Origin of the sequence: Roseomonas sp. CECT 9278 (assembly GCF_918698155.1) — a bacterium.
Lineage (GTDB): Bacteria > Pseudomonadota > Alphaproteobacteria > Acetobacterales > Acetobacteraceae > Neoroseomonas.
The window spans coordinates 19071-41773 of the sequence record NZ_CAKKLX010000020.1 but is presented as its reverse complement, the minus strand read 5'-3'; the positions used below and the strand labels follow the sequence as shown (position 1 = coordinate 41773).

The window sequence follows — 22703 nt, the reverse complement described above, 5'->3', positions numbered from 1 at the left end:
ACTTCACGGGCCGGGGTGATTTCCCCTGGCGGCGATCCGGCGTAAACCGGCCGTGATCCATCCCTGCCAGGTTCCTCGCATGACCGATGCCGCCGCCACGCCCGACCCGATGCAGATCCTGTCCGGCGCGCTGCCCTTCCTGAAGCGCTACGACGACGCGATCGTGGTGGTGAAGTACGGCGGCCACGCGATGGGCGAGGAAGACACCGCGCTGCGCTTCGGCCGCGACATCGCCATGCTGGAACAGGTGGGCGTCAATCCGGTCGTGGTCCATGGCGGCGGGCCGCAGATCAACGCCATGCTCAAGCGCCTGAACGTGAAGTCCACCTTCGTGCAGGGGCTTCGCGTGACGGACGAGGAAATGCTCGACGTGGTCGAGATGGTGCTGGCCGGGCCGGTCAACAAACAGGTGGCGGAAGCCATCACCCGCGCCGGCGTGCTGGCGGTGGGCATCTCGGGCAAGGATGGCGGGCTGATCCGTGCGCGCAAGGTGAACCGGACCTATCGCGACCCCGACAGCAACATCGAGAAGGTGCTCGACCTCGGCTTCGTGGGCGAACCCGCCAGCGTCGACCCCAAGGTGCTGCGCCTGCTGATCGGCGCCGATATCGTCCCCGTCGTCGCGCCGGTCGGGGTGGGCGAGGACGGCCAGACCTACAACATCAACGCCGATACCGCGGCGGGGGCGATCGCCGGCGCGCTCGGTGCCGAACGCCTGCTGATGCTGACCGACGTGCCCGGCGTGCTGGACCCCGACAAGCGCCTGATCCCCGAGATGTCGGTCGCCGAAGTGAAGCAGGGCATCGAGGCCGGCTGGATTGCCGGCGGGATGATCCCGAAGGTCGAGACCTGCATCTACGCGATCGAGCGCGGGGTGAAGGGCGCGGTCATCCTCGATGGCCGGGTGCCGCACGCCATCCTGGCGGAACTGTTCACCGATGCCGGGCCGGGCACGCTGATCCGCGCCTAGTCCGATCGCACCAGCCGGAACCCGGTGTTGGAACTGCGCACGGTGGCGGCGCCGGAACTTCGGTAGGCCACCCGCAGGAAGCGCGGGTCGTTGCTCCAGGACCCGCCGCGCGCGGTGCGCGTCAGGCAGTCGCCGGTCTCGCGCGCCGCGCCGGTCCGCGGCTGGCCCTGCAGCGTGGGGTTCCAGCAATCCTGCGTCCATTGCCAGACATTGCCGAGCATGTCGTGCAGCCCGAAGGGGTTGGCCGGAAAGGCGCCGACGCGCGCCGTATGCACGACCCCGTCGCTGCACGGGAAGAACGAGGCATCGCGCGGCGCGCGGTAGAAATCCGCCACGCTGTGGTCGCGGACATTGGCGTGGGCGCAGGTCTCGGCGGCCTCCGCGGTCCAGTAGCGCGGCCCGGTGGTGCCCGCGCGCGCGGCGAACTCCCATTCCGCCTCCGACGGAAGCCGATAGCGCCGGCCGGTACGGCGCGACAGCCATTCGCCATAGGCCGCCGCATCGGCCCAGCTGACGCACACGGCAGGGTCCTGCGGGGTCTGCCCGAAGCCTGGCGAGGCCCAGGTCAGCCGCTGGCGTTCCTGCCAGCGGCCGCTGCCATCGGGCTGCGGCGCCAGGCCCCAGCAGGACAGCCCGGGCACGCGGTTGGTGGATTGCGCGAAGGCGAGGAACTCCGCGCGGGTAATCGGAAACTTGCCGATCGCGAAGCCGCGCGACAGCGTGATGCGCGTGGGCGGCGCGGAACGACCGCGCAGGTCGGGTGCCAGGTTCTCGCGTGCTTCCTCGGCCACATCGGCGCCCATGGTGAAGGCGCCGGGCGGGATCGCGACCATCAGCGGGCAATCGCGGCAGTCGCGGAATTCGCGCGGCTGCGCCAGCGCGACCCAGGGCAGCAGGATGATGGCGAACAGGATCGGCAGGCGAGCGGGCATGGTGCGGTTCCGCCCGCAGGCTACACAGCGGCGCCGCGCCGGGTCACGCGCCAGGTGCCGGTTGCGTGAAGGCGGTCGCCACCGTGGCGGCCGCGCCACGCCTACCGCGCGCCGATCCGCGCATAGACCGGGCGCAGCAGGAAGGGGCTGAGGAACAGCGGGAACTGGCACAGCGCGAAGAACAGCAGGATGCGTTCGTCCGTCGCGGCCGGCAGCACCGCCAGGTACAGCGCCATGTTGCGGTTGCCCGCCAGCAGCCCGCCCGCCAGCGCGAGGCGCCGCCCGGCCGCCGCGAAGGCCAGCGCGGTCGCGATGTTCATGCCGAAATTGCCGGCGAAGGCCAACGCCAGCCCGCCCATCACCCAGGCCGGTTCGGCCAGCAGCCGCGCCAGCATGCCGTCCATCACGCCGAAGCCGTACAGCACCACCAGCCAAACCACCGCGCCATCCACCGCGCCGCCGAAGCGCGCGAGCGTCGGCGCGGCCACCATCCGCCGGATCGCGATCGAGATCAGCAGCGGCAGCCCCACCACCAACGCCAGCCGCGCCATCAGCCCCGGCAAGGAGATGGACAGGTCGATCCCCATCAGCCCCAGCGCCAGCGGCGGCGCGGTGAAGGGCACCAGCAGCGTGGTGACCACCGCGACCACCAGGCTGATCTCGCCATCGAGGCCGACCAGGCGCGCGAAGGCGGGCGAGGACGTCGCGGCGCAGCCCGTGGCGCTGATCACCAGCGCCGCGCCCAGCGGCCCGTCCATCCCCGCCGCCACCGCGACGGCATAGGCCAGCACGGGCAGGGCCAGCAGCAGCCAGGCCGTCAGCGCCGCCACCAGCACCGGCCGGCGCAGATAGGCCAGCACCTGCGCCAGGTCCACGCGCAGCAGCACCAGCGTCATCAGCCCGGCGACGGTGATGGTGACCACATCGCGGAACAGCGCGGCGAGCGGCGGGACAAGCAGCCCCACGAAGATTCCGCCGGCCAGCAACGCGCCGCCCTGGCGGGCCGACCATTCGAGGAAACGCAAGGGAGGCAGGATCGGCAGGCCTGGCGGTTGGAGGGACGCGTCCAAGGTTCTATATCCCGTGACGTGCCGATACCATCCTCGCTGCCCACCCTGATCGCGGGGCTGGTCCTGCTGGCCTTTCCGGCCATGGCCGGCTGCAACGACCCACCCGCGCCCGGCGTGGAGTGGCGCCGCTGCCTGCTCGATGCCAGCGACCTGGCCGCGGCCGACCTGTCGGGCGCGCAGCTGCGCGATGCCTCCTTCCAGCGGGCGACGCTGGCGCGCGCGCGGATGGCCGGGGTCGAGGCGGTCGAGGCGCGCTTCGTGTCGGCCGACCTGTCGGGGGTGGACCTGGCCGGGGCGATCCTGCGCAACGCGGATTTCACCCGCGCGAACCTCCAGGGTGCCAAGCTGACGGGCGCCGACCTGCGCCGCGCCACGCTGTTCCGCGCCGACCTGACCGATGCCGACCTGAGCGGCGCGAACCTGGCCGGCGCCAACATGGCGGGCGCGCTGCTGGGCGGCGCGCGCTGGACCGATGGGCGGCGCGTCTGCGCCGCGGGGTCGGTCGGGAACTGCCAGTGAGCGGCGCCGACTACCTCGCGCGCCTGAACCCCGAGCAGCGCGCGGCGGTGGAAGCCGTGGACGGCCCGCTGCTGGTGCTGGCGGGCGCGGGCACCGGCAAGACTCGCGTGCTGACCACGCGCTTCGCCCACATCCTGCTGCAGGGCAAGGCGTATCCGTCGCAGGTGCTGGCCGTCACCTTCACCAACAAGGCGGCGCGGGAGATGCGCGAGCGCGTCGCCGCCATCCTGGGCCAGCCGGCCGAGGGGCTGTGGCTCGGCACCTTCCACGCGCTGGCGGCGCGCATGCTGCGCCGGCACGCCGAGCAGGTCGGGCTGAATTCGAATTTCACCATCCTCGATGCCGACGACCAGATGCGGCTGCTCAAGCAGGTGATGGACGCCGCGCGCATCGACACCAAGCGCTGGCCGGCGAATGGGCTGATGGCGGTGATCCAGCGCTGGAAGGATCGCGGGCTGGAGCCCAATGCCGTCACGCCGGCCGAGGATTCCGACTATGCCGGCGGGCGCGCGACGGAACTCTACGTGGCGTACCAGGACCGGCTGAAGGCGCTGAACGCGGCGGATTTCGGCGACCTGCTGCTGCATGTGGTCACGCTGCTGCGCGCCAATGCCGACATCCTGGCCGACTACCACCGCCGCTTCCGCTACATCCTGGTGGATGAATACCAGGACACCAACCTGGTGCAGTACTACTGGCTGCGGCTGCTGGCGCAGGGCCACCGGAACATCTGCTGTGTCGGCGATGACGACCAGTCGATCTATTCGTGGCGCGGCGCGGAGATCGAGAACATCCTGCGCTTCGAGAAGGACTTCCCGGGTGCCACGATCGTGCGCCTGGAATCCAACTATCGCTCCACCAGGCCGATCCTCGCCGCCGCCTCGGGCCTGATCGCGCACAATACCGGCCGGCTGGGCAAGACGCTGCGCGCGGGCCGCAACGATGCGGATGGCGACAAGGTCCGCATCGTCTCCATGTGGGACAGCGTCGAGGAAGCGCGCATGGTCGGCGAACGCATCGAGGCCGCGCGGCGCGCGGGCACGTCGCTCAGCGAGATCGCCATCCTGGTGCGCGCCGGCTTCCTCAACCGGTCCTTCGAGGAACGGCTGATCGCGATCGGCGTGCCCTATCGCATCGTGGGCGGCGCGCGCTTCTACGAACGCGCCGAGATCCGCGACGCCATGGCGTATTTCCGCGTGGTCGCGCAGCCGGCCGACGACCTGGCCTTCGAGCGCATCGTGAACCTGCCCAAGCGCGGGCTTGGCGACACCGCCATGGCATCGATGCACGCCATCGCGCGTGCTGAATCCATCCCGTTGGCGATGGCCGCCGCGCGCGCGCTGGAGACCGGCGCGATCAAGAACGCCCGTGCGCGCGCGGCGCTGTCCGAACTCATGCAGGGCTTCGACCGCTGGCGCGCGATCCTGCCCGTGCAGGGCCATGTGGTGATGGCGCAGACCCTGCTGGACGAGAGCGGCTACACAGCCATGTGGCAGCAGGACAAGTCGCCCGAGGCGCCGGGGCGGCTGGAGAACCTGAAGGAACTCGTCAGCGCCATGGCGGACTACGAAAGCCTGGCGGCCTTCCTGGAACACGTGGCACTCGTGATGGAGAATGACGAGGCCGCCGAGGGCGAGCGCGTCTCGCTGATGACGCTGCACGGCGCCAAGGGGTTGGAATTCGACATGGTCTTCCTGCCGGGCTGGGAGGAAGGCGTCTTCCCCTCCCGCCGCAGCGTGGACGAGGCCGGCGACAAGGGGCTCGAGGAAGAACGCCGCCTCGCCTATGTCGGCATCACGCGGGCACGGCGCGTCGCGGTCATCAGCCATGCGGCGAACCGCATGGTCTATGGCAATTGGCAGTCGCAGTTGCCCTCCCGCTTCCTCGACGAATTGCCGGCGAGCGATGTGCAGCGCGAGGGCGCGGCGCAGCAGGCGCGGCCGCAGGGCAGCGTCTTCGCCGGCGGCGGCATGTTCGCCCAGCGCCCGCGCCGCATGATCGAGGCGGCCGCGTGGGAAGTGAAGGAACGCCCCGCCGCGGCATCGGTCTTCATCGTGGGCGAGCGCGTGTTTCACCAGAAATTCGGCTATGGCCGCGTGCTGGCGGTCGAGGAGGACCGGCTCGACATCGCCTTCGAGAAGGCCGGCGAGAAGCGGCTGCTGGACCGCTTCGTGGAGAAGAGCTGATGCGCCCGTCCGGTCCCGACACCGCCGCGTCGCTCTCGCGCCGTCGCGCCGAGCCGCTGGAGGCGCTGGTCATCGACGCCCTGCCCGAACACGCCGTGCCGGTCTTCGAGGCGGCGTTGCAGCAGGTGTGTTCCACCGTCGCGCTGTTCCGCGACGAACCCTCCGACACCTGGCGGATCGAAGGCGTGCGCGAGGCCGGCGCGCATGACGCGGAACTCGACGCCGCGCTGGCGCTGGCGGCCGCGGTGGCGGGCATCGACCCGCCGCCGCTGCTGGCCGGGCCGGTCGAGGCCGATGGCTGGCTCGCCCGCACCGTGCAGGCCTTTCCCGAAATGCCGATCGGCCGGCGCTTCCTGATCCGCCCGACCCATGTGCCCGACCCGGTCACGCGCGGGCGCATCGTGCTGAAGCTGGATGCCGGGCTGGCCTTCGGCAGCGGCGAACATGCCTCCACGCAAGGCTGCCTGCGCGCCTTCGAAGCGGTGGCGCATCGCCGGCCACGCACGGTCTGCGACCTGGGCAGCGGGTCGGGCATCCTGGCCATGGCGGCGGTGAAGTCGGTGCCCTGCCGGGCGCTCGCCACCGACATCGAACCCTGGTCGGTGCGCGTGTGCGAACAGAATGCGCGGCTGAACGGCCTGGTGCCGCGGCGCATGCGCGCCATCCTGGCCGATGGCTGGAAGCCGCGGCTGATGAAGGGCGTGCGCTACGACCTGATCTTCGCGAATATCCTGGCGCGGCCGCTATGCGCCATGGCGCAGGACCTCGCGCTGCACCTCGCCCCGGGCGGCACGGCGATCCTGGCGGGGCTGCTCGGCACCCAGGCGCGCATGGTGCTGGCGGCGCATCGGCGGCAGGGGCTGGTGCTCGAACGCCGCATCAATGTCGGGCCCTGGACGACGCTGGTGCTGCGCCGGCGCGGGTGAGCGCGCCGCGTCGTTCAGTTCAGCGAGCGCACGTGCCGGCAGGTGGTGATGCCGATGGCATCGATGAAACTGCCGGCGCGCCCGGCGAAGCCCGCGACGAAGGTATTGACCGGGCAATCCGAACTGCCGGCATCCCCGCCCCCGCCAGCCCCCAATGTCGCGCGCCCCAGACTTCCGGCGGTCTTCAACTCGCACACCAGCGTGATCTGGCTGACCACGACCGCACCGTGATGGTCGCGGACATTGACCTGGATGGACTGCGCCAGGCTGAGCGGCGGGCAGACCGCGGAGACGGCGCTGCCGCCCGCGGAGGGCCCGATGCGCCGCGGATCGACCATGTCGGGACTGCCATCGGCCTTGCCGCAGATGATCTGCAGCGTGTCGATGACATTCCCCGAGCGGCCGAAGATCCCGACGACGGCCTGGCCGCGCGGGCAGTTGACGGGACCGAACGCCACGCCGCCCTCCCCGCCGAGGAAATCATCCGCCCGGGCCGGTGGCGCCAGCGCCGGGGCGATGCACGCAAGACCAAGAAGCATCGTCGCGATCCGCATGACAGGTCCCCCTGATGCATGGATGCGCGATCCTGCTCCCGGCGCCGGGGCATGGCGGTGATCCGAGGCACAGTGCCGACCGGAGCGGATGCGCGCCTGGCCGCTCACGGACCGTTTGAGAGGGCCGGTGCCGGACGTCGGCATGCGCCGCTCGGCGCCGGCTCAGGCGGTCTCTCAGGCGCCGCGGTCGACCAGGCTGCGCTGCGTCTCGTCGGCGATGCGCAGCGCCTGCGTGTTCGCTTCATAGGCGCGGCGCGCCAGGATGGTGTCGACCATCGCACGCTCGAGGTCGCCGCTCGCCTGCGCGGCCGTCAGGCCTTCATTGCCGGTGGGCGGCGCGGGGGAGGGGTCCGAGCCGCGCGCCGGGCTCGCCGCCGGCGCGGCGATGACCGTCGCGGCCTCGGCGAGCCTGTCGGTGGCGCGCTGCATCCCCTGGACCGAGGAGGCGATGGAAGCGTTGAGGGCGACCTGCATTGTCGCAGGATGCGCGACAGAGGTTAGCGCGTGATGAACGCACCGAGCTGGCGCGCCACGGCCGGCGGAAGGGTCGGCCCATTCACCGCCAGCCAGGCCACGGCGACAAGCTGCAGCAGGCACACGGCATGAAGCGCCGCACTGAAGGGCTGCTTGCGCGTCTTGTGGCGAAAACGACGGCGCGCCAGCAGCGCGCCCGGCGATCCTCCGAGCAGCGCGACCGTCAGCAGCATGCGTTCGGAAATCCGCCAGCCGCGCTGCTCGGCCATGCGCTTGTCGTGATGGAACAGCGCCATCGACAGCACGTTCATCCCAAGCAGCCAGCACCCGACACCCAGCACCCAGGCCTGCGCATCCGTCAGCATGGCCGGGCGTCACTCCGCCGCGCGCGCCGTCGCCTCCGCATGCTGGCGCAGCCGGGGCATCACCTCCTGCGCCAGGCGCTTCATGCTCTCCGCCTCCCAGGCGGCGTTGACGCCCGACCAGTCGAGGCCCGGCATCAGCAGGTGGCCGAAGGGCCCGGCCTCCTCGCGCAGCGCCACCAGGCGGTCGAGCACGGTGCGGGGCGAGCCGGCGATGACGCAGGCCTCGATCATGTCCTCCGGCGTCGCGGCCATCGGGTCCATGTCCTCGCGCGGGGTCATGGTGCCCGCCAGGCCGCCGCGCTTGGCCAGGGAGCCCAGGTAGTCGAAGTAGTAGCGCGTCGCGCCTTCCGGCGCGGTGGCGCGGGCGCGCGCCTCGGCATCGGTGGCGGCGACGACCATGTTGCGGGCGACGCGCCAGTCGCGGCCATCGACCGGCCGCCCGGCCTCGGCCAGCCCCTTCGCCATGCTGCGCCAATGCCCGGCCAGGATCCGGTGCGCCACGAAATTCGCGCTGATCACGCCCCAGCCGCGCGCGGCTGCGACCGTCACGCCGTAGCTCTCGGCCTGGCGGGCCGAGATGTGCACCGATGGCCCGCCCGGCCGGAAGGGCTTGGGCATGAAGCCTACGCCGTAGTCCGGCAGCACGGTCCGCGTCAGGCGGATCGGCCAGGCCGGGCCGGGCATGTCGTAAGGCGGGCCGCCCGCCCAGATCGCCTGGATGGTCTCGATCGCCTCCAGCATCCGCTTGCCGCGTTCCATCGGCGCGATATCGCCGAACAGCTCGAAGTCGGAGGCGAGGCCGCCGGCGCCGATGCCCAGCATCAGCCGCCCGCCGGACATGTGGTCGAATTGGGCGACCTCGGCGGCCACGATGGCGGGGTGGTGGTTGGGCAGGTTGATCACGCCGGTGCCGAAGGTCAGCCGCGTGCGATGCACCAGCCCGGCCATGAACATCAGCGGCGAGGCGATGGGTTCGGAGGTGGCGGAGAAATGCTCGCCCACCCAGAGCTCATCGAAGCCCAGGCGATCGGCGAGCAGGGATTTCTCGGTGTCCTCCGCCAGCGTCTCGTGCATCGGGCGTGCCGGTGGGTGCAGCGGCATCATGAACAGACCAAGACGCATTCGGGCCGATCCCTGGATGGAGGCGACCGAGGCTAGCGCCTGATGCGCGCAGGCGAAATCGCCGCGCGGCGGATCGGTGGCACGACCTTGATCGCCCAGGTCGATTCCGCTCTTTTGGCGCGATCTGGTCGTGTTGGGGGTGCGAGATGCGTCGTTTGATTCTGGCCATCGGCGGGGTGCTGGCACTGGCCGGCACGGCCTCCGCCCAGGCGCCATGTCCCCCCACCTTCGAGGGGCGGACCGCGGCGCTCACCTGCACCTGCAGTGCCGAGGCGGCGCAGTCGGGCGCCGTCTGGGGCTCCGGGATCTACACCTCGGACAGCCGGATCTGCCGTGCCGCGGTGCATGCCGGCGTGATCCCCGCGAGCGGTGGCCCGGTCGGCGTGGAGCCCGCGCCCGGCCGGCAATCCTATGACAGCGAGCGGCAGAACGGCATCACCACCCAGGCCTTCGGGCCGTGGCGCTCCTCCTTCACCTTCGGCATGCCCACCGTTGCCCCGATGCCGAATTGCCCGGCGAATTTCGAGGGCCGCACCGAAGCGCTGGCCTGCCTGTGCAATGCCGCCCTGGTGGCCGCCGGTTCGGTCTGGGGCACCGGCGTGTATTCCTCCGACAGCCAGATCTGCCGTGCGGCGCTGCATGCCGGGCTGGTCGGGCTGCAGGGCGGCGCCATCGGCCTGGTGCCGCGCGGCCGGCAGGCCCAGTTCACGGGGAGCCGGGCCAATGGCGTCACCTCGATGAACTTCGGGCCCTGGGGTGGCTCCTTCAGCTTCACGCGCTGACCGGAGGCGGGCGCCGCCGGGGGCGATCTGGGGTACCTGCTCGCATCCCGGTGTGAGGCCCGCCGGATGCAACGGCTGGCACCGCCGCGTCGTCGTGCGGGCGCCCGGCGCCAGGGATGCTCGGCGCGTCGGGCGGCGCACAGCGCTGCGCCCGCGCCGCCGTGGCGCGGCCGCCCAGGACTGCGCGCTGCCCGAAGGTTCCCGGCCGATCGGACCGCGGCCTTCAGGCCAGCGGCACCTGTGGCGATGCCGGGCATGCGGGACGTCCTGTGACAGCGCGGCAGCCCTGCCGGCACCACCTCGGCCGAGCGTGGCTTCCGGCAGGGCGCTGGCGGGAGCTCGGACAAAAGGAAGCCGGCGGCCGATGAGCTCGACCGCCGGCCCCCAGTCGTCCCGCGAAGCGTCCGGTCAGCGGCGGAAGGTGAAGGACGATCCCCACGGCCCGTAGTTCGAAGTGGTGATGCCGTTGGCGGCGCTGCCGACATAGGCATTCTGCCCCGGCGCCGGCACGACATTCACGGGCCCGCCCGTCGCCGGGATCACCCCCGCATGCACCGCCGCGCGGCAAACCCGGCTGTCGGTGGTGTAGATGCCGGTGCCCCAGACCGAGCCCGACATTGCCTGTTCGGTCGTGCAGCCGCAGCTGACGGGCGCGGTCTGGCCTTCGAAATTCGTCGGGCAGGCGGCCAGGTCGGCCGCCGGGCCGCCGGCCGCGGCCACGGTGAAGGACGCGCTCCAGGGGCCGTAGTTCGAGGTCGTGATGCCGTTGGCCGCGCTGCCGGCATAGGCCGGCTGGCCTGGCGCCGGGGTCACGGTGACCACGCCGCCGGTGACCGGGATGGCGCCGGCATGGATGGCGGCGCGGCAAACCCGGCTGTCCGCGGTATAGGTTCCGCTGCCCCAGACCGTGCCGGACAGCGCGGCCTCGGTGGTGCAGGTGCAGGTCAGCGGCGCGGCCTGGTTCTGGAAGGTGGCGGGGCAGGCCGCCGCGGCCGCGGCCGGCGCAGCGACGGTGAAGGACGCGGTCCAGGGCCCGTAGTTGGAGGTGGTGATGCCATTCGCCGCGCTGCCGGCATAGGCCGGCAGGCCGGGCGCCGGCGTGACCACCACCACGCCGCCGGTGGCGGGAATCGCGCCGGCATGGACCGCGGCGCGGCAGACACGGCTGTCGGTGGTGTAGGTGCCGGTGCCCCAGACGCTGCCCGAAAGCGCCGCCTCGGTCGCGCAGGAACACGTGACCGGTGCCGACTGCCCTTCGAAATTGGCGGGGCAGGGGGCCTGGGCCAAGGCCGGGGCTGCCAGCAGCAGCAGGCCGCCAACCATCAGGAATATGCGCAGCATCTCCGTCCCCCCGTCATTGACCCGCGGGAGAGGGTATGCGGCGCGGCCGGCGCCAACAACGAAAATTGTCACGGCGCGGTGATCGCCGCGCCGCCACCGTGTCAGCGGCCGTTCGAACATGCCGGCACCGGGCTGCAGGATGCGCCGCTCGGTGCATCCTCAAGCGATCTCTCAGGCGGCGCGCTGCGGCGTCCCGCGGCTGTCATTGGCGGCGCGCGGCGCGAAGGCCGGGTCGAACACGCGCGGGATGTCGAAGCGGGTCATGCCGATGTCGCGCAGCTCGCGATCCGACAGGCCGCGCAGTGCCTGGTAGGTCTGCAGCCGCGCCGGGAAGGTCAGCAGCGCGCGGAGCACGGCCTCGGCGGCGCCGAGCACGGCGTGCCCGGCGCGGCGGAAGCCGGCGGCGATGGCCTCGTCGCGCGCGGCGATGGCGGCCAGGCGCAGGGCCTCGACCTCGGCCTGGCGGCGGGAGGGGATGGTGGTGGCGGGCAGCAGCAGCGCGGCCTCGGCCTTGGTGATACGGGCGTCCATGGTAAGTGTCCTTCGTGGTGGTGGCGGCCCGTCCAGGGCTGCCAACCTTTCCGCGATGCAATCTAGATGCGGATGCGCCACAGGTGATGCGTCAAGGCCACAGCCGAGCCATGCGTATAATGCGGGACTTTCTGTGGATACATGCAACATTGCGGTAACGAGGATCACGACCCTGTCACCCAGCGACCGCCTCGCCGCCCTGCGCGCCCGCCTCGCCGAGGCCGGGCTGCACGGCTTCATCATTCCCCGCTCGGACGAGCATCTCGGCGAATACGTGCCGCCTTCCGGTGAGCGCCTGGCCTGGCTGACCGGCTTCACCGGGTCGGCCGGCCTCGCCATCGTGCTGCCCGACCGCGCGGCGGTCTTCACCGATGGGCGCTACACGCTTCAGGTGCGCAGCCAGGCCGACCCCGACCTGTGGGAATGCCGGCACCTGACCGACGAACCCGCCGCCGACTGGCTGCGCGCGCATGCCCAGGGGCTGCGCATCGGCTACGACCCCTGGGTGCATGCGGTGCCGGCGATCGATCGGCTGTCGGTGCCGGGCGTGACGCTGGTGCCCGTCGCGGCCAATCCGATCGACGCCGCCTGGGCCGACCGCCCGCCCGCGCCGCTGGCCGAGGCCATCCCCCATCCGATCGCCTTCGCCGGCAAGCCCGCGGCCGAGAAGCGCACCGAGGCCGCCGCGATCCTGCGCGAAGCCAATGAGGCCGCGGCGGTGCTGGCGGACCCGCATTCGCTGGCCTGGCTGCTCAACATCCGCGGCGGGGACCTGGCGAATACGCCGCTCGCCCTGGGTTTCGCGCTGCTGCATGCGGATGCGCGCGTCGAGGTCTTCATGGCGCCGCAGAAGGTGCCGCCGGCGACGCGGGCGCATCTGGGCAACCAGGTGGTGGTCCGCCCGCGCGAGGACCTGCCCGCCGCGCTCGATGCCCTGCGCGGCAGCCGCGTGCGCATCGATGCCGAGGCGACGCCCGCCTGGTTCACCGAGCGCCTGCGCGCCGCCGGTGCCGAGATCACCGCCGGCGAGGACCCCTGCCGCCTGCCGCGCGCCTGCAAGAATCCGGTGGAACGCGACGGCGCACGTGCCGCACATCGGCGCGACGCGGTGGCGATGGCGCGCTTCCTGGCCTGGTTCGCCGCCGAGGCGCCGAAGGGCGGGCTGACCGAGATCTCCGCCGCCGCGCAACTGCTGGCGTTCCGGCGCGAGGTGGACCGCTTCCGCGGCGAATCCTTCTCCGCCATCTCGGGCGCCGGCGAGCACGGCGCCATCGTGCATTACCGCGTCACACCCGAGAGCAACCGCCGCATCGCGCCCGACGAATGCTACCTGATCGATTCCGGCGGGCAGTACCTGGACGGCACCACCGACATCACGCGCACGCTCTGGACCGGGCCGGGACCGGCGCCGGCGCAGCTGCGGGACCGCGCGACGCGCGTGCTGAAGGGCCACATCGCGCTGGCCACGCTGCGCTTCCCCGCCGGTGTCGCCGGGCCGCACATGGATGCGATCGCGCGGCGGCCGCTGTGGGATGCCGGGCTCGACTACGACCACGGCACCGGGCACGGCGTGGGGTCGTTCCTGTCGGTGCATGAGGGGCCGGCGGCCTTCTCGCGCGCCGCGCGCGTGGTGCCCCTGCGCGAGGGCATGATCCTGTCCGACGAGCCGGGCTTCTACGCCACCGGCGAATACGGCATCCGGCTCGAGAACCTGCTGCTGGTGGTGCCGTCCGTGGTGCAGGGCGCGGCGAAGCCGTTCCTGGAATTCGAGACTCTGACGCTCGCACCCTTCGATCGCGCATTGATCGACGTGGCGCTGCTGGCGCCGACGGAACGCGATTGGCTGAACGCGTATCATGCGCGGGTGCTGGCGGAGGTCGCGCCGCGCTGCGATGCGGCGACCGCGGCGTGGCTCGCGCAAGCCTGCGCGCCGGTGTGACCGGCCTGCCGGAGCTCGCCGGGCAGCGCGTGCTGCTGGTCTATGGGCTGATGGGGGAGCTGGCGGTCGCGTTGCGTCCGCTCGGCCTCGAATACATGCAGCCGCTGGCCGAATGGTTCGAGGCGCAGGGGGCCGAGCCCCGCGTGGTGAAGCTGCGCACGGCGGAAACGGTCGCGGCGAATGCGGCGCTGCTGCGCGCCGAGATGCTGTCCGACCCGCGCCCGGCGGTGCTGATCGCGCATAGCAAGGGCGGGCTCGAGGCGCTGGCCGCATTGCTGGACCCGGCGGCGCAGGCGCGCTGCTGCGGCTTCCTCGCGATGCAGTCGCCCTTCCATGGCAGTCCGGTGGCCGATGCCGTGGTCGGCGCCAAGCCGCTGGAGGCGGCGGCCGGTGGCTTCGCCCGCATGATGCGCATCGGCACCGAGCAGGGCGTGCGCGACCTGACCACCGCGGTGCGGCGGAACTGGATGGCGGCCGCGCAGGGGCCGATCACCAGGCTGCTGGCTGCCATTCCGGTCGCCTGCCTGGCCACCGCGCTGGCCCCCGGCACGGCGCGCGGGCGCGAGCGGCTGCACCTGGCCGCGGCGCAGTGGATGGAGAAGCGCGGCTACGGCCCCAATGACGGGCTGGTGCCGGTGGACAGCGCGCTGATCCCCGGGGCGCGGCACCTGGTCCTGCCGGGCAGCCATATCGCGAGCGTCAGCCGTGGCCCGGGCCGCGACCCGGTCGCGATGATGCGCGCGGGGCTCGACGCGTTGTTCAGCGCGGCGCCCCCAGCAGCATCCTGACGCCCAGGCCCACGAACAGCGTGCCCGCCGCGCCATCCAGCCAGCGCCCGGCGCTGCCGGCGCGCAGCCGCCCAGCGATGCGCGCGGCGGCCGGGATCAGCAGCGCATAGAAGGGCAGCGCGATCGCCGGCAGCAGCGGGCCGAGGATGAGCATCTGCACCCAGGCCGGGCTGCGCGCCGGGTCCACGAACAGCGGCACGAAGGCGAGGAAGAACAGACCGACCTTCGGGTTCAGCAGGTTGGTCACGAAGCCCTGGCGGAAGGCGGCTGACAGGCTGATGGCGGGCGGCGCCTCGGCGCCCTCGGGGCCGGGATGGCGCAGCGCGGCGCGGATTGCGTGCGCGCCGAGCCACAGCAGGTACAGCGCCCCGCCGACGCGCAGCGCGGTGAACAGCGCCGGGTTCGCCGCCACCAGCGCCGCCACGCCCAGCGCGGCCAGCAGGATATGCACCCCGACCCCGGCATAGACCCCGGCCGTCGCCGCCCAGCCCCGCCGCGCGCCGCCCGACAGGGTCTGGCCCAGCACGAAGGCCATGTCCGGCCCGGGCGTCACGACCAGCACCAGGCAGGCAAGGAGGTAGCCGGCAAGCAGGGAGGGATCGACAGGCATGGGCCAGGTGATGCCGCACCCGGCCGGCATTCGTCCAACGCATTGGCTTGATGCTCTGCATCAGGGTTCCTGATGGCGCTCCAGCGCGCTGGAGGGGCCGCGTCACCGCCGGATCGCCAGCGGTGCCGTGCGAAGCGGGGCAGATCATCGCCTGAGCCAGGGCCGCGCGCATGGCCTGCGGCATGTTCCGGCCGTCCACTGTCAGCACGAGGGCCTGGCCGAGGCCGCTGCCCTCGGGCCGACCGGCATGGCGGTGCTGGCCGGCGGATCGACGCGCGCCGGATGCCCTGCGCCGCGACCCAGGATTCGGCGCGACGCCGCGGCGCGCTGCGGCGTCAGGGGATGCCGGCCAGGTCGCGGTATTCCGCCTCGGTCAGGATCCGCAGGCCCAGCTCCGCCGCCTTGGTCGCCTTCGACCCGGCATCGGCGCCGACCACCACGAAGTCGGTCTTCTTCGACACGGATTTCGTCACCTTGGCGCCGAGGCGCTCGGCCTGCGCCTCGGCCTCGTCGCGCGAGAGCGTCTCGAGCGTCCCGGTGAAGACCAGGGTCTTGCCGGCGAAGGGGCTGTCCGCGGCGGCGGCGGCCTCGGCCGGCAGCGGCGGCGCTTCGCGCGCGAGGTCGTCCAGGGCGGCCAGTGCGCGCGGTTCGGCGAAGAATTCCACCAGCTCCTCGGCGATGGCGGGGCCGATGCCCTGGATGGAACCCAGCTCCTTGCGCGCCTCGGAGCCGATGATGTGGGCGGCGATCATCCTGCCGCGCCATTCGTCCAGCCTGTGGTAGTGGCGCGCCAGCAGCTTGGCGTTCTGCTCGCCGATGCGGCGGATGCCCAGCGCGAAGATGAAGCGTTCGAGCGGCACGTTGCGGCGCGCCTCGATGGCATCGAGCAGCTTGGTGACCTTGCGCGCGGCCTCGGTGGATTTCGACCGCGCGCCCCAGCCTTCCCATTGCCGCATGCGATCGGCGTGCTGCGCCAGGCGGAAGATGTCGGCCGGCGATCGCACCAGGCCCTCGTCGAACAGCTTCTGGATGTTCTCCTCGCCCAGGCCCTCGATATCCATCGCGCGGCGGGAGGCGAAGTGCTTGAGGCGTTCGACCGCCTGGGCGGCGCAGACCAGGCCGCCGGTGCAGCGGCGCACCACGTCCTCGCCATCGCGGATGGCGTGGCTGCCGCAGACCGGGCAGGTGGTGGGGAAGGCGAAGGGCTGGGCGGTCGTCGGGCGCTTGTCGAGCAGCACCTCGACCACCTGCGGGATGACATCGCCGGCGCGCTGGATGCGCACCGTGTCGCCGATGCGGATGTCCTTGCGCGCGATCTCGTCCTCGTTGTGCAGGGTGGCGTGGCGCACCACCACGCCGCCGACGGTGACCGGCTGCATCACGGCCCGTGGCGTCAGCGCGCCGGTGCGGCCGACCTGGATCTCGATGGCTTCGAGCACGGTGGTGGCCTGTTCCGCCGGGAACTTCCACGCCGTCGCCCAGCGCGGAGCACGGCCGACAAAGCCCAGGCGCCGCTGCCAGTCGAGCCGGTCGAGCTTGTAGACCACGCCGTCGATGTCGTAGCCGAGGGCCGGGCGCTGCTCGCCGATGCGGCGCTGGAAGGCATCGGCATCCGCTTCCGTGTCGAACAGCGTGGAGAGCGGGTTCACGGCAAAGCCCCAGCCCGCGAGGCGCTGCAGGAAGCCGTGGTGGCTGTCGGCCGGCGCTTCGCTGGCCGCACCCATGGCATAGGCGAACAGCTTCAGCGGGCGCGAGGCGGTGATGCGCGCATCGAGCTGGCGCACCGACCCGGCGGCGGCGTTGCGCGGATTGGCCGGCACGATGACCGCATCGCCAAGCTTCTCGCCGCGCGCGCGGCGCGCCTCGCGTTCCGCCAGCGCCTGTTCCTGGCTGGTGCGGAAAGCGAGGAAATCCGCCTTGTCCATGAAGACCTCGCCGCGGATCTCGATGCGGGCGGGGAAGGGGGCGTGCAGGCGCTTGGGCAGCCCGGCGATGGTCAGCAGGTTCGCCGTGACGTCCTCGCCCTCGATGCCATCGCCGCGGGTGGCGCCCTTCACGAAGGCGCCGTCCTCATAGAGCAGGTTGATCGACAACCCGTCGATCTTGGGCTCGCCCACGAAGCGCAGCGGGTCGTCCGCGGACAGGCCGAGGAAGCGGCGGATGGAGGCGCAGAACTCGGCGAATTCCTCCGCGCTGAACACGTTGTTCAACGACAGCATGGGTTCGCCATGGCGCGACTTCGCGAAGCCCTCGGCGGTGGCGGCGCCGACGCGGCGGGACGGGCTGTCGGCGCGCACCAGGCCAGGGAAGCGCGCTTCGATCGCGCGGTTGCGCTGCACCAATGCGTCGTAGTCGGCATCGCTGATCTCGGGCGCGTCCTGGCCGTGATACAGCGCGTCGTGGCGGGCGATCTCGGCGGCCAGCGCGGCGAGCTCCTCGGCGGCCTCGGCTTCGGTGAGCGTGGCGGGGTCGCGCGGCGTCATGGGGTGGCCTCGGCGGCGAGGTTGAGGAAATCCTGCTGCACCACCGCGAAGGCGAGCACGCTTTCGCCGCGACTGCCCAGGCGCCGGTAGAAGGCATGCGCCGCGGTGTTCCGCGGTTGCGCCGTCAGCCACAGGTGCCGCGCCCCCTGCTCGTGCCCCGCCCGGGCCAGCGCGGCGAGCAGCGCGCGGGCGATGCCCTGGCGGCGATGCTCCGGCACGACAAAAAGGTCGCCGACATAGACACCGCATTCGGCGTGCCCCGTCTCGTAGGTCGCGTGGCCCGTGGCATAGCCGAGGAGGCGCCGGTCGGCGCCCTCCGCGACGAAGACCAGGGCGCGGCCGATCAGGTCGCGTTGCAGATCGCCGGCGCCGACCAGGCAGGGATTGCCTTCGCCGCGGTTCAGCGCCGCGATCAGCGTGCCCAGCGCGACCGCGTCCTGCGGATCGGCGGGTCTGACACGGAGGGTCCGCGGTTGCGGCGCACCGGGGCGGGGAGGCTCCAGAGACACGGCCAGAGCATACCGCAGCTGCGGCCCCGCGTCATGCTGGCGCGCCGCCGGTCACTCCACGACGATGTTGCCGGCGCGCGCCACCGCGCCCCATTTCGCGCGTTCCGCCCGCATGAAGGCCAGGCTCTCATCCGACGAGGTAAGGCGCGGCGCGGCGCCCAATTCGCGGAAGCGGGCCACGATCGGCGCCTCGCGCAGGATCGTGTTCACCACCTCGTTCACGCGGCGGATCACCGCGGGCGGTGTCGCCTGCGGCGCCATGAAGGCGTACCAGGCCACCACCGGCTGCGGGTCGAGCCCGAGCTCGACCATGGTCGGCACCTCGGGCAGGCGCTCCGATCGGCTGGGGCCGGTCACCGCTAGCGCCCGCACGCGCCCGGCCGAGATGTGCCCCCATCCCGCGCCGACGCTGTCCACCATGATCGGCACCTGCCCCGAGACCACGTCCATCTGCGCCTGCGGCGTGCCGCGATAGGGCACGCCGGGCATCACCAGGCGGTGGCGCAGCTTGAAGTCCTCGACCAGCAGGTGGTTGATCGAACCGGAGCTGGGATTGGCGTAGTTCCAGCGATCCGGTTCCGCCCGCACGCGCGCGACCAGCCCGGGCATGTCGCGGAAGGGTGAGCCCGGATTGACCACCCAGACCAGCGGCGAGGCCACCGCCACCGAGATCGGCGCGAGGTCCTCGACCGGATCGAGCGGCATGTTGCGGTAGATCGCGGTGTTCACGCTGATCGCGCCGATATGCGCGAACAGCATCACATGCCCGTCGGCCGGGCTGCGCTGCACCTCGGACATGCCGATGATGCCGTTGGCGCCCGGCCGGTTGTCGATCACCACGGGCTGGCCCAGCAATTCGGCCAGCCGCGGCGCCATCAGCCGCGCATAGGTGTCGTAGCCGCCGGCGGCGCTCGGCACGACGATGCGGATGGACCGGCTCGGCCAGGCGGGCTGCGCCAGCGCCGGTGCGGCGAGCGCGATGACAGGCAGGGTCACCGCCGCGCGGCGCGACATGGTGCTGGACATGCTCTCACTCCCGTCGCCAGCGGTTTCGCCCGCTGGCCTTGATGACCGATCGGGCCATCCGCACACGCAGGCGTCAAGCCAGGTCGATTGACGAGGGAGGGGCCGCACGCAAGACTTCCCGCGGCAGGTCGACAAGATCGCCGAGGGGAAACGGACGATGAGCGCAGCGAGCCGACAGGTGCGCCCGGCGGCGGTCGCCGACGATCCGGTGGCCCGCGCACGCGCCGTGGCGCCGCTGATCTCCGCCGCGGCCGGCCGCATCGAGCATGACCGCGCCCTGCCCGCCGACCTGCTTGCCGCCATCCACGATGCGCGGCTGGTGCGTGCGCTGCTGCCCCGCGCGATCGGCGGCGACGAGGCGACGCCCGAGACCTATTGCCGGATGATGGAGGTGATCGCCGCGGCCGATGCCTCGACCGCCTGGTGCATCGGCCAGGCGTCGGGCTGCTCGATGGCCGCGGCCTATGTCGCGCCCGAGGTCGCGCGCCGCATCTGGGGGCCGGCGGATGCGTCGCTTGCCTGGGGCGCCGTGGGGCCGGACCAGGTCGCCGAGGTGGTGGATGGCGGCTACCGGGTGACCGGCACCTGGCAGTTCGCCAGCGGCGGTCGCCACGCCACATGGTTCGGCGGGCACTGCCGCGTGCGCGAGCGTGACGGTACGATGCGGACCAATGCCGATGGCAGCCCGCATGAGCGCACCATGCTGTTCCCGCGCGAGGCCATCTCGATGACCGAGGCCTGGCAGGTGATCGGCCTGCGCGGCACCGGCAGCGACACCTACTCCGTGACCGGCCTGTTCGTGCCGCAGGCCTTCACCGTGCGGCGCGACCGGGACGAGGAACGCCAGGCGCTCGGCCATGGTCCGCTGTATCGCTTCACCACGACGCATCTTTATGCGAGCGGCTTCGCCTCGGTCGCGCTCGGCATCGCGCGCGGGATGCTCGACAGCTTCGTCGCCCTCGCGAATGCCAAGACGCCGTGGTCGACCACGCGGATGCTGCGCGACAGCCCGGTGCTGCAAAGCGGCCTGGCGCAGGCCGAGGGACGCTGGCGCGCCGCGCGTGCGGGCCTGCACCAGGCGCTGCGGGACAGCTGGGACGACGTTGCCGCCGGCCATGCGATGACCACGGACCAGAAGGTCGCGATCCGACTCGCGAGCACCTTCGCCACGCACCAGGCAAAGGAGGTCGCGGATTTCGCCTGGGCCGAGGCCGGCGCCACCGCGATCTTCGAAAGCCAACCCTTCGAGCGCCGCTTCCGCGACATCCATGCGGTGACCCAGCAGATCCAGGCGCGCCGCACGCATTTCGAGACCGTGGGCCAGCACCTGATGGGCCTCACGCCGCATCCCCGCTTCCTATAGGGCCGATCCCGGGCGGATGATTCCATCCGATCGGGACGCGCTCTGACGCCGGAGACACGTCGATGCCGCTGGAAGGCCTCAACCACTACACGATCCGCCCGGTCGACCTGCAGAAGACGCGGGATTTCTACGTCACCCTTCTGGGGCTCGAGGAGGGCTACCGCCCGCCGCTCGGCTTCGAGGGGTATTGGCTGTACTGCGGCGGCAACCCGACGGTGCACCTGATCGGGCCGCGCCCGCAGCGCGAGGCCGGCTGGCCCGAACGCGTGGTGGGCCCGACCGGTCTGCTCGACCACATCGCGTTTTCCTGCACGGGCCTCGCCGAGATGCGCGACCGCCTGGCCGAGCACGGCGTGACCTTCGAGGAACGGGTCATCCCGCGCGACCGCCAGACGCAGCTGTTCCTGCACGACCCCGATGGTGTCGCGGTCGAGCTGAACTACCCGCCGTCGGAGACCGCGCCGGCATAGGCGGCGCGCCGCCGGTTCCCGCGCGCGCCCGGTGCGGGCAGCGCGGCGCCGCCCGTCAGCGCGCGTCGGCCAGCAGGCTTTCCGCCGCCGCGCGCGCCGCGTCCGTGACGCGCTCGCCGGCCAGCATGCGTGCCAGCTCCTCGCGGCGCTCGGCCTGCGGCAGCGTCTCCACGCGGGTTTCCGCGCGCCCGCCCCTGACCTGCTTGGCGACGCGCAGATGCGCCGCGCCGCGGGCGGCGACCTGCGGCGAATGGGTCACCACCAGCACCTGCAGGCGTTCCGCCACCCGCGCGAGCCGTTCGCCGACGGCGGCCGCGGTGGCGCCGCCGATGCCGGAATCGACCTCGTCGAAGACCAGCGTGGGCACCGGCGACCCGCGCGCCAGCACGACCTTCAGCGCCAGCATCAGGCGCGAGAGTTCGCCGCCCGAGGCGATCTTGGCCAGCGCGCCCGGCGCCTGGCCGGGGTTGGTGCTGACCAGGAAGGCCACGCGGTCCTGCCCGTCCGGCCCCCAGCCGGCCTCGTCCCTGGCCGCGATGTCGATGACCAGGCGCGCGCGGTCGAGCTTGAGCGGCGGGAGTTCCTGCGCCGCCGCCTTCTCCAGCCGCGCGGCGGCGGCGCGGCGTGCTTCGGTGAGCGCGGCGGCGGCGGCGAGGTAGGCCTTCCGCGCCGCGGCCTCGTCGCGTTCCAGCGCGGCGACGCGCCCGGACCCGGCGTCCAGCGCCTCCAGCCGCGCGCGCAGGCCAGCGGCGAATTCGGGCAGGTCGACCACCGCGACGGAATGCTTGCGCGCGGCGGCACGCAGGGCGAACAGCCGTTCCTCGGTCTGCTCCAGGCGGCGCGGATCGGGGCCGCCCTCGTGCAGCAGGGTCTGCAGGGCGGCCTCGGCCTCGGCCAGCGCGTCCTGCGCGGCGGCCAGGGCGGCGATGGCGGGCTGGGCTTCATCGTTGGGCGGGGGAAGCCGTTCCAGGGCGCGGGCCGCCTCGCGCAGCGCGCGGGAGGGGGTGGCGGCGCGGCGGTCGCGCGGGGTCAGTTCGGCGATGGCGGCGGCGATGGCCTCGGCGCGGCGCTCGCCCTGCTGGAGGCGCTGGCGCTCGGTGGCGAGGCGGTCTTCCTCGCCCTCCTGCGGGTTCAGTTCGCGCAATTCGGCGACGGCGTGGCGCAGCCATTCCTCCTCGCGCTGCGCAGCGGCGATGGCTTCGCGCGCATCAGCCAGGCGTTTCGTCGCAGTGCGCCAGGCGCCCCAGGCCTCCGCCGTGGCGACGCGGCGCGGTTCCAGCGCGCCGAAGGCATCGAGCAGGCCGCCATGCGAGGCGGGGTCCGCCAGGCCGACCTGGTCGTGCTGGCCCTGCACCTCGACCAGCGTGGCGCCGAGGCGGCGCAGCAACGCGACACCGACCGGCTGGTCGTTGACGAAGGCGCGGGAGCGGCCATCGGCCTGCACCACGCGGCGCAGCACCAGGTCTTCCTCGGGTTCGATCCCCTGTTCGCGCAGCATGTCGAAGGCGGGGTGGCCGGCCGGCGGATGGAAGGCGGCGGCAACCGATGCCTGCGGCTGGCCGGCGCGCACCATGCCCGATTCCGCCCGCCCACCCAGCGCCAGCCCCAGGCTGTCGAGCAGGATCGACTTGCCCGCGCCGGTCTCGCCGGTCAGCGCGGTCAAGCCCGGCCCGAAGGCCAGGTCGAGCCGTTCGATCAGCACCACGTCGCGGATGGCGAGGCTGGCGAGCACGGGCTGCCGTG

22 protein-coding genes are annotated in these 22703 nt (G+C 72.4%); 9 read left to right on the top strand and 13 right to left on the bottom strand.

Translation table 11 applies throughout. The features are described from left to right. Positions 1 to 79: 79 nt before the first annotated feature. Positions 80 to 970 carry an acetylglutamate kinase gene (gene argB / locus LQ222_RS14320; RefSeq protein WP_230167398.1) on the top strand — a complete coding sequence of 297 codons (891 nt, stop codon included), beginning with the start codon at positions 80 to 82 and terminating at the stop codon, positions 968 to 970. Here argB and LQ222_RS14315 read toward each other — a convergent pair. Both LQ222_RS14315 and LQ222_RS14310 read right to left on the bottom strand, forming a co-directional pair. Then, entirely contained in the window at positions 967 to 1902 is a 936-nt protein-coding gene (locus LQ222_RS14315; RefSeq protein ID WP_230167396.1) for a formylglycine-generating enzyme family protein, read from the bottom strand. The genes argB and LQ222_RS14315 overlap by 4 nt on opposite strands. A 101-nt stretch (positions 1903 to 2003) precedes the next feature. Continuing rightward, positions 2004 to 2972, bottom strand: a complete 969-nt coding sequence (locus tag LQ222_RS14310; RefSeq protein WP_230167394.1) for a hypothetical protein — start codon at positions 2970 to 2972, stop codon at positions 2004 to 2006. A gap of 18 nt (positions 2973 to 2990) precedes the next feature. On the opposite strand from LQ222_RS14310, the gene LQ222_RS14305 reads away from it, so the two are divergent. From LQ222_RS14305 to LQ222_RS14295, 3 genes are read left to right on the top strand one after another with little or no spacing between them, the layout of a single operon-like run. Next, positions 2991 to 3491 (top strand): pentapeptide repeat-containing protein, encoded by a 501-nt coding sequence (locus LQ222_RS14305; RefSeq protein WP_230167393.1) that lies wholly within the window; start codon positions 2991 to 2993, stop codon positions 3489 to 3491. Beyond that, positions 3488 to 5677 (top strand): ATP-dependent helicase, encoded by a 2190-nt coding sequence (locus LQ222_RS14300; RefSeq protein WP_230167391.1) that lies wholly within the window; start codon positions 3488 to 3490, stop codon positions 5675 to 5677. The genes LQ222_RS14305 and LQ222_RS14300 overlap by 4 nt, the downstream gene beginning before the upstream one ends. Next, positions 5677 to 6603 carry a 50S ribosomal protein L11 methyltransferase gene (locus LQ222_RS14295; protein ID WP_230167389.1) on the top strand — a complete coding sequence of 309 codons (927 nt, stop codon included), beginning with the start codon at positions 5677 to 5679 and terminating at the stop codon, positions 6601 to 6603. Before LQ222_RS14300 ends, LQ222_RS14295 begins: the two co-directional genes overlap by 1 nt. Before the next feature lie 14 nt (positions 6604 to 6617). Here LQ222_RS14295 and LQ222_RS14290 read toward each other — a convergent pair whose 3' ends face one another. From LQ222_RS14290 to LQ222_RS14275, 4 genes are read right to left on the bottom strand one after another with little or no spacing between them, the layout of a single operon-like run. Then, positions 6618 to 7301, bottom strand: coding sequence for a hypothetical protein (locus tag LQ222_RS14290; RefSeq protein ID WP_230167387.1), 684 nt, complete (start codon positions 7299 to 7301; stop codon positions 6618 to 6620). A gap of 30 nt (positions 7302 to 7331) precedes the next feature. After that, positions 7332 to 7631 carry a flagellar basal body rod C-terminal domain-containing protein gene (locus LQ222_RS14285; RefSeq protein ID WP_230167385.1) on the bottom strand — a complete coding sequence of 100 codons (300 nt, stop codon included), beginning with the start codon at positions 7629 to 7631 and terminating at the stop codon, positions 7332 to 7334. A gap of 23 nt (positions 7632 to 7654) precedes the next feature. Then, positions 7655 to 7996: a DUF1294 domain-containing protein gene (locus LQ222_RS14280; protein WP_230167383.1), complete on the bottom strand. Its 342-nt coding sequence runs from the start codon at positions 7994 to 7996 to the stop codon at positions 7655 to 7657. 9 nt (positions 7997 to 8005) lie between these two features. Then, a complete protein-coding gene (locus tag LQ222_RS14275; protein WP_230167381.1) occupies positions 8006 to 9118 on the bottom strand; it encodes an LLM class flavin-dependent oxidoreductase in 1113 nt (370 codons plus the stop codon). Between the two features lie 146 nt (positions 9119 to 9264). Between LQ222_RS14275 and LQ222_RS14270 the strand changes: the two genes are divergently transcribed. Continuing rightward, complete coding sequence (locus LQ222_RS14270) at positions 9265 to 9900, top strand: LCCL domain-containing protein (protein ID WP_230167380.1); 636 nt, start codon at positions 9265 to 9267, stop codon at positions 9898 to 9900. 408 nt (positions 9901 to 10308) lie between these two features. On the opposite strand, the gene LQ222_RS14265 is transcribed toward LQ222_RS14270, so the two are convergent. Beyond that, complete coding sequence (locus tag LQ222_RS14265; RefSeq protein ID WP_230167378.1) at positions 10309 to 11241, bottom strand: LCCL domain-containing protein; 933 nt, start codon at positions 11239 to 11241, stop codon at positions 10309 to 10311. Between the two features lie 171 nt (positions 11242 to 11412). After that, positions 11413 to 11772 carry a DUF1127 domain-containing protein gene (locus tag LQ222_RS14260; protein WP_230167376.1) on the bottom strand — a complete coding sequence of 120 codons (360 nt, stop codon included), beginning with the start codon at positions 11770 to 11772 and terminating at the stop codon, positions 11413 to 11415. A gap of 133 nt (positions 11773 to 11905) precedes the next feature. On the opposite strand from LQ222_RS14260, the gene LQ222_RS14255 reads away from it, so the two are divergent. Beyond that, on the top strand, positions 11906 to 13711 hold the full coding sequence (locus tag LQ222_RS14255) for an aminopeptidase P family protein (RefSeq protein ID WP_230167374.1): 1806 nt from the start codon (positions 11906 to 11908) through the stop codon (positions 13709 to 13711). Then, complete coding sequence (locus LQ222_RS14250) at positions 13681 to 14499, top strand: hypothetical protein (protein WP_230167372.1); 819 nt, start codon at positions 13681 to 13683, stop codon at positions 14497 to 14499. The genes LQ222_RS14255 and LQ222_RS14250 overlap by 31 nt, the downstream gene beginning before the upstream one ends. Here LQ222_RS14250 and LQ222_RS14245 read toward each other — a convergent pair. The 4 genes from LQ222_RS14245 to LQ222_RS14230 all read right to left on the bottom strand — a co-directional run bounded on the left by LQ222_RS14245 (position 14471) and on the right by LQ222_RS14230 (position 19127). Next, positions 14471 to 15109 (bottom strand): LysE family translocator, encoded by a 639-nt coding sequence (locus LQ222_RS14245; protein WP_230167368.1) that lies wholly within the window; start codon positions 15107 to 15109, stop codon positions 14471 to 14473. The two genes, LQ222_RS14250 and LQ222_RS14245, sit on opposite strands and share 29 nt — an antisense overlap. Before the next feature lie 335 nt (positions 15110 to 15444). Next, positions 15445 to 17592: an NAD-dependent DNA ligase LigA gene (ligA, locus tag LQ222_RS14240; RefSeq protein ID WP_230167366.1), complete on the bottom strand. Its 2148-nt coding sequence runs from the start codon at positions 17590 to 17592 to the stop codon at positions 15445 to 15447. After that, positions 17589 to 18101, bottom strand: a complete 513-nt coding sequence (locus LQ222_RS14235) for an N-acetyltransferase (RefSeq protein ID WP_230167364.1) — start codon at positions 18099 to 18101, stop codon at positions 17589 to 17591. The genes ligA and LQ222_RS14235 overlap by 4 nt, the downstream gene beginning before the upstream one ends. A 51-nt stretch (positions 18102 to 18152) precedes the next feature. Next, a complete protein-coding gene (locus LQ222_RS14230) occupies positions 18153 to 19127 on the bottom strand; it encodes a tripartite tricarboxylate transporter substrate binding protein (RefSeq protein ID WP_230167362.1) in 975 nt (324 codons plus the stop codon). A 157-nt stretch (positions 19128 to 19284) separates the two neighbouring features. Between LQ222_RS14230 and LQ222_RS14225 the strand changes: the two genes are divergently transcribed. Both LQ222_RS14225 and LQ222_RS14220 read left to right on the top strand, forming a co-directional pair. Beyond that, positions 19285 to 20490: an acyl-CoA dehydrogenase family protein gene (locus tag LQ222_RS14225; protein WP_230167360.1), complete on the top strand. Its 1206-nt coding sequence runs from the start codon at positions 19285 to 19287 to the stop codon at positions 20488 to 20490. Between the two features lie 62 nt (positions 20491 to 20552). Then, a complete protein-coding gene (locus tag LQ222_RS14220) occupies positions 20553 to 20960 on the top strand; it encodes a VOC family protein (protein ID WP_230167358.1) in 408 nt (135 codons plus the stop codon). Positions 20961 to 21015: 55 nt separating this feature from the next. On the opposite strand, the gene recN is transcribed toward LQ222_RS14220, so the two are convergent. After that, positions 21016 to 22692 carry a DNA repair protein RecN gene (gene recN, locus LQ222_RS14215; protein WP_230167356.1) on the bottom strand — a complete coding sequence of 559 codons (1677 nt, stop codon included), beginning with the start codon at positions 22690 to 22692 and terminating at the stop codon, positions 21016 to 21018. Positions 22693 to 22703 lie beyond the last annotated feature (11 nt).